Here is a 6,330-nt window from a genome sequence, read left to right as displayed (position 1 = left end):
CAGCACCGCGACGAGGACGGCCGCGTCACCAGCCGAGCACGGCCATCGTGGCGGCTGCCGCCGCGAGCGCCACGGCGGCTGCCGCCACGAGCCAGTCGACGGGCCGCATATGCGCCGGGCGCATCAGCGTGCGGCGCGCCGAGCCGCGGTCGAGGTAGACGCCGCGCAGCCGTTCGGCGATGACGGCACGGTCGTCGTGGAGCCCCATCAGGTCATGCGCGATCGACCAGCGACGCAGCCGCGACAGCGGCGTCGGCCGCACGCCGCGCACGTCCTGGCGTCGCCGCGCCTCGCGAACCGCCTGACGCCAGCGCGGCAGCCAGTTGAGCCGGTCGACGAAGCGGCTCGCCGCCGGATACGGCACCCGCAGCGCGACGAGCGCGCGGATCCAGTCGCGCCGGCTCGTCGTCAGCACGGTGAGCATCAGCGCGAAGACGATGTCGAGGATCTTCAGCGCGACGACGCCGCATAATGCGAGCGACTGCGCGCTCACGCGCCACCAGCCGATTCGCCACAGCGTCACGTCCCCGTAGTCGTTCAGGCACAGCGCCATGACGAGCGCGACGATCGCGGCGATCGGCGCGAACACGGCCCATACGGCGCCGACCGAGCGCGCCGGCGTGCGGTCGGCGACGAACATGACCTGTTCGAGCACGAGCACGCAGGCCAGGAAAATCCAGTTGCCCCACCATGCGCACAGCACGACGAGCAGGAGCGACACGAGGACCTTCACGCGCGTGTCGAGCCGATGCAGCCAGCCGCCGCCCGGCGTGCAGAACCGTCCGTTCCTCATCGTGCGCCTCCTTGGCTTGAGGCGGCGCGTCGTACGTCGCGCGCGACGCGGCCGTAGCCGACGAGGCGCCCGGCGTCGAGCCGCGCCGCATGCGTGCAGTATTCGTCGACGGCGGCGATGTCGCCGCTCGCCATGATGACCGTCGCGCCGCTCGCGCAGGCCTCGGCGAGCGTGTCGAGCACACGCGTGCGCAGCCGCACGTCGAAACCTGCGAGCGGTTCGTCGAGCGCGATCAGCGGCGTGCGCGCCGCGAGCGCGGCGGCGAGCGCCGTGGCGCGCCGCTGCCCGGATGAGAGGTGCGCGACCGGCGTGTCCTCGACGCCGTAGAGGTCAAACAGCCGGATCATCTCATTGACGCGCGCATTCGACTCCGTCTCGCGCACGCCGCCGCAGCGCGCGCCCTGCGCGATCTCCTCGCGCACGGTTCCGCCGAGCAGCGTCGCCGCCGGATCCTGCCCGACGTAGGCGACGAGTCTGGCCATCTGCTGCGTGCGGCGCGATGCGACGCCGACGCCGGCGACGGCGACGCGGCCCGAACGCGGGCGCAGCTGCGCGTCGAGCAGCCGCAGCAGCGTCGACTTGCCCGATCCGTTCGCGCCGACGACGCCGACGAAGGAGCCGCGTTCGATGCGGAAGGAGACGTCCTCGAGCGCGGGCGGCTCGTCGGGCGCCGAATCCGGGTGGCGCAACCCGACATGTTCGAAGACGACGGCGGCCTCCTTGGCGGCCGCCGGCTCGTCGTCGGCGAGCGTGAGCACCGGACCGTCGCCCCGCGGCACGTCGACGCCCACCGATTCGAGCAGCGCCCCCTCGCGTTCGAAGATGTCGGCGCCGGTGCGGCGGATGATCTCGCCGCCGACCATCAGGAAGACACCGGTGGCGTGGCGGGCGAGCGCACGTGTGCGCTGTTCGACGACCAGCGTCGTCATGCGACCGTTCGCGCGCATGCGGTCGATGATCGCAAAGAGGTCGTCGCGTCCCTGCGCGTCAAGCGTGTTCGACGGTTCGTCGAGGATGAGCACGTCGGGGCCGGCGGCGATCGCCGAGCCGATCGCGACGCGCTCGAGCTCGCCGGCGGACAGTGTGGACGTCAGGCGGTGCCGCAGCGCCTCGATGTGCAGCATCGCGAGGACCTCGTCGACACGCGCGCGGATCTCGTCGGGGGCCACGCCGCGGTTCTCGAGCGGCAGCGCGATCTCCTCCTCGACCGTCTCGGCCACGAGCTGCCCCCACGGTTCCTGCCCGACGTAGCCGACGCGCAGCGACAGGTTGGACACCGAGGTGCTTTTGACATTCATGTCGGCGATGCGCGCGTAGCCGGTGAGCGTGCCCGCCGTGCAATGCGGGATGAGGCCGACGAGCGCCTTCGCGAAGGTCGATTTTCCCGAACCGCTCGGCCCGACGACGCCGATGACGCCGCCGCGCGGCACGTAGCAGCTCACGTCGTGCAGCGCGACGCGCGCGTCGTCCCCTTCGGACGCCGGCGCGTACGCCCATCCAAGATTCATCACGGTGATAATGTCGGCCACACCATACTCCATCGGGATAGCAGGAACGGACACGGCGCCCCGGCCGTTCTCGCCCGGGGAAGCGATCCACAACAGGTGAACGTATCCGCTGCTTCAGACAAACGGCCGACCGGCGCCTAGTCCAGCATAACAGGGCGCCATGCGCGGCGCGGCGCCGCATCGCCGCGCCGCGGCCCCTCAGTCCGCGTAGCCGCTCGCGCGCACCGCCCGGAAGGCGCCGTCGAGGTCGGCGATGATGTCGTCGATGTGCTCGGTGCCGATCGACAGGCGGATCGTGCCCTGATGGATGCCCTGGTCGGCGAGCGCGGCGTCGGACTCCTGCGCATGCGTCGTCGAGGCGGGGTGGATGACGAGGCTCTTGACGTCGGCGACGTTCGCCAGCAGCGAGAACAGGTGCAGGTTGTCGATGAACACGCGCGCCGCGTCGCGCCCGCCGCGGATGTCGAAGGTGAAGATCGGGCATGCGCCGTTCGGGAAGTAGCGCAGGTAGCGTTCGTGGTCCGCACGCCCCTCAATCGACGGATGGGAGATCGAGACGACCTCGGGCACCGTCTTCAGATAGTCGATGACCGCGAGCGCGTTGGCGACATGGCGCTCGACGCGCAGCGAGAGCGTCTCGGCGCCCTGCAGCAGCAGGAAGGCGGACAGCGGCGAGAGCGTCGCGCCGGTGTCGCGCAGCAGGATCGCGCGGATGCGCGTGACGAAGGCGGCCGGCCCGAGCGCCTCATGGAAGTTGAGCCCGTGGTAGGAGGGGTCGGGCTCGGTCAGCGTCGGGAACCTGCCGGGCGTAGCCGACCAGTCGAAGCCGCCGCCCTCGACGATGACGCCGCCGAGCGTCGTGCCGTGGCCGCCGATGAACTTCGTCGCCGATTCGACGACGACGTCGGCGCCGTGTTCGAGCGGGCGGAACAGGTATGGCGTCGCGAAGGTGTTGTCGACGATGACCGGCAGGCCGTGGCGGTGCGCGACCTCGGCGATCGCCTCGAAGTCGGGCAGGTCGGCGTTGGGGTTGCCGAAGGTCTCGAAGTAGACGAGCTTCGTGTCCGCCCCGATCGCATCCTCGAAGGAGCGCGGATCGAGGTCGACGAAGGTCGTGCGGATGCCGTCGCGTTCGAGCGTGTGCCGCAGCAGGTTGTATGTGCCGCCGTAGATGTTCTTCGCGGCGACGATGTGGTCGCCCGTCTGCGTGATGTTGCGCACCGCGTACTCGACGGCCGCGGCGCCGGAGGCGACCGCGAGCGCCGCCGTGCCGCCCTCGAGCGCCGCGATGCGCTCCTCGAGGGCGGCCTGCGTCGAGTTCGTCAGCCGTCCGTAGATGTTGCCCGGGTCGGCCAGACCGAAACGCGCTGCCGCATGGTCGAAGTCGTGGAAGACGTAGCTCGTCGTCTGGTAGATCGGCACGGCGCGCGCATCGCTCGCCGGATCGGGCGTCTCCTGCCCCGCGTGCAGCTGCAGCGTCTCGAAATGGTAGCGCGGGTTCTTCTCGTCGGTCATCGCATCCGTCCTTTCGCGGCCGCCTGCCGTTCGGCGGTCCGTTGCTGTGGTCGTCCGCGGCGTGGATCGCCGCCCACGGCCGACTGTACGGTGCGGCCGGCGCCCGGGGCAAGCCCCGCGCTATCGCCGTTTCCTATACCCGTCTATCACGGCGCGCCATACGGCGGCCACGCACGGGACGAAGGCCCGTGCACGCGCGTACGCGACACGCCGCTCGTGGCCGTGCACGGGCGTACGCGACATGCGAAACGCGGGTCGTGGGCCTACAGTGGCGTACGGAAATGACCGACGCGCGCACACGCATCAAGGAAGGACGCCATGACCGAGATCACCCTGTACAACCGCAACCGTGAATACATCCCCCGCATCGCCGCCGTGCACGACATGTGCGGCTACGGCAAATGCTCGCTGACCGCGGCGATCCCGATCCTGTCGGCCGCCGGCTGCGACGTGTGCCCGGTGCCGACCGCGCTGTTCTCGGCGCACACGCGCTACAAGGTCTTCACGATGGAGGACACGACCGACATGCTCGGCGCCTACCTCGACGCGTGGGGCAAGGAGGGCGTCGACCTCGACGGAGTCTACTCCGGCTTCCTCGGCTCGCCCGACCAGGTGGCGATCATCGGGCGCCTGTACCGCGAGTACCCGAAGGCGCTGCGCTTCGTCGACCCGGTCATGGGCGACGCCGGCGAGATGTACCCGACGTACACGGCCGAGCTGTGCGAGGCGATGGGCGCACTCGTCGACGGCGCCGACCTGCTCATGCCGAACCTCACCGAGGCGTCGATCCTGACGGGCGCCGACTACCCCGGCCAGGACGTCCCGGAGGACGAGGTGCGCGCGATCATCGGGCGCCTGTTCGATCTGGGCGCGAAGAACGTCGTGCTCAAGGGCATCGACCATGACGACGGCCGCATCCGCAACTTCGTCGCGAACCGCGAGGAGGGCCTCGGCTCGATGACCGAGTGCGTGCACGAGAAGCTGCCGTTCATGTGCCACGGCACCGGCGACGCCTTCGCATCGGCGATGATCGGCGGCATCATGGCGGGCCTCGACCTGGCCGCCGCGGCCCGCCTCGCCGGGGAGTTCGTGCACAACGCGATGGAGCAGACGCGCTTCCAGCCTCATTACGAGGAGCGCGGCGTGAGCTTCGAGCTGAGTCTGGGCGAGCTGACGAACCTCGTCGACTGACCGCCGCAGCGTTTCGCCGCCGGCGAGCGCCGGCGCACAGGGGCCGCATCCGACCGATCGGTCGGGCGCGGCCCCTTCGTCTCGGCTTCGACATCGGCGGAACTTCGCCGTTGTCACGCCTTCGAACCTTGGTTGTCCACAACGTCGGCGCCGGTTGTGGATTGCGGGCCGCCCATCCACATCCGACACACCCTCCCGGCATGTCGTCCACAGCAACGCCGACGTCTGCTTCGATGGACGCCACCGTTCGCGACGCCGCGCCCGCGGGGCGCGGCCCAGGCTGCAAGGAGGATGGCAATGGACGGGACATGGACCGTGTTCGAACACGACGAGGACGTATGGGACGCGCCGGCCTTCGGCGCCGTGCCCCGCGCCGGCGCGACGACGGCGACGACGCGCGGCGACGGCGACGATCCCGGCGAGACCGGCGAGATGGGGGCGCCCATGGGATTCGCGGCCGACGGCGACCTCATCGGCGACGAGTTCGGCGACGAGGACGACGAGCCGCACGCCCGGCTGCGCGCATGCATGGAACGGCTCGTCATGCCCGGATTGTCGGGGCGCGAGCTCGGCGTCGCCGGCGAGCGGGTCGCGCAGGCGTGGCTCGAGTGCCGGCGCATCCGCGTCATCGACGCGAACTGGCGCACACGCTACGGAGAGATCGACGTCATCGCCGTCACGCCGAACCGCACGGTCCTGTTCGTCGAGGTCAAGACGCGCCGCGCACGCCGCTTCGGCTCCCCCGAGGAGGCCGTGCATCCGGCCAAGCAGACCAACCTGCGCCGCGCCGCCGCGCAATGGCTCGCCGGCCGCGGCGCGAAGGTGCCGCACGTCGGCATCCGCTTCGACGTCCTGGCGCTGAGCGTGTCCGGCGGAGGCGTCGACGTGCGCCACATCCCGGGGGCGTTCTGATGGCGATCGGCAACGCCCTGTCGGTCGGGCTCATCGGTCTCAAGGCCTTCACGATCCAGCTGCAGGCCTTCATCTCCCCCGGACTTCCGTACTTTTCGATCATCGGGCTGCCCGACGCGTCGCTGAGCGAGGCGCGCGAACGCGTCAAGTCGGGGTGCGCGGCGAGCGGCTTCCCGTGGCCTCAGACGCGCGTGACGGTGAACATGTCCCCCGCCTCGCTGCCCAAGCGCGGCTCGTCGCACGACCTGGCGATCGCCGCCGCCGTGCTCAGCGCGAGCGGCGTCATCCCGCACGAATGCATGCTCGACGTCGTCGTGCTCGGCGAGGTCAACCTCGACGGCAGCGTGCACGGCATCGACGGGCTGCTGCCGATCCTGCTGCATGCGCGCGACGCGGGGCTGCGCCATGTCG

The 6,330-nt window shown here is 70.7% G+C and carries 6 protein-coding genes; 3 read left to right on the top strand and 3 right to left on the bottom strand.

What is annotated here, in order from left to right; translation table 11 throughout:
• Positions 1 to 25: 25 nt before the first annotated feature.
• The 3 genes from B1400_RS09110 to B1400_RS09100 all read right to left on the bottom strand — a co-directional run bounded on the left by B1400_RS09110 (position 26) and on the right by B1400_RS09100 (position 3,816).
• Positions 26 to 793, bottom strand: a complete 768-nt coding sequence (locus B1400_RS09110; RefSeq protein WP_095614066.1) for an energy-coupling factor transporter transmembrane component T family protein — start codon at positions 791 to 793, stop codon at positions 26 to 28.
• Positions 790 to 2,322, bottom strand: a complete 1,533-nt coding sequence (locus B1400_RS09105) for an ABC transporter ATP-binding protein (RefSeq protein ID WP_235607415.1) — start codon at positions 2,320 to 2,322, stop codon at positions 790 to 792. Before B1400_RS09105 ends, B1400_RS09110 begins: the two co-directional genes overlap by 4 nt.
• A 177-nt stretch (positions 2,323 to 2,499) precedes the next feature.
• Entirely contained in the window at positions 2,500 to 3,816 is a 1,317-nt protein-coding gene (locus tag B1400_RS09100; RefSeq protein WP_095614064.1) for an O-acetylhomoserine aminocarboxypropyltransferase/cysteine synthase family protein, read from the bottom strand.
• 318 nt (positions 3,817 to 4,134) lie between these two features.
• Between B1400_RS09100 and B1400_RS09095 the strand changes: the two genes are divergently transcribed.
• From B1400_RS09095 to B1400_RS09085, 3 genes are all read left to right on the top strand, one after another.
• Positions 4,135 to 5,007: a pyridoxamine kinase gene (locus B1400_RS09095; RefSeq protein ID WP_095614063.1), complete on the top strand. Its 873-nt coding sequence runs from the start codon at positions 4,135 to 4,137 to the stop codon at positions 5,005 to 5,007.
• 297 nt (positions 5,008 to 5,304) lie between these two features.
• Positions 5,305 to 5,919: a YraN family protein gene (locus tag B1400_RS10020; protein WP_235607414.1), complete on the top strand. Its 615-nt coding sequence runs from the start codon at positions 5,305 to 5,307 to the stop codon at positions 5,917 to 5,919.
• Positions 5,919 to 6,330 (top strand): magnesium chelatase domain-containing protein (locus tag B1400_RS09085; protein WP_327078510.1); only part of this gene is annotated, 412 nt, incomplete at its 3' end. The genes B1400_RS10020 and B1400_RS09085, both read left to right, overlap by 1 nt.

The organism is Bifidobacterium italicum, from assembly GCF_002286915.1.
Lineage (GTDB): Bacteria > Actinomycetota > Actinomycetes > Actinomycetales > Bifidobacteriaceae > Bifidobacterium > Bifidobacterium italicum.
Note: the sequence above shows the minus strand (reverse complement) of the source record. Positions and strands in the feature narration are given on the sequence as shown.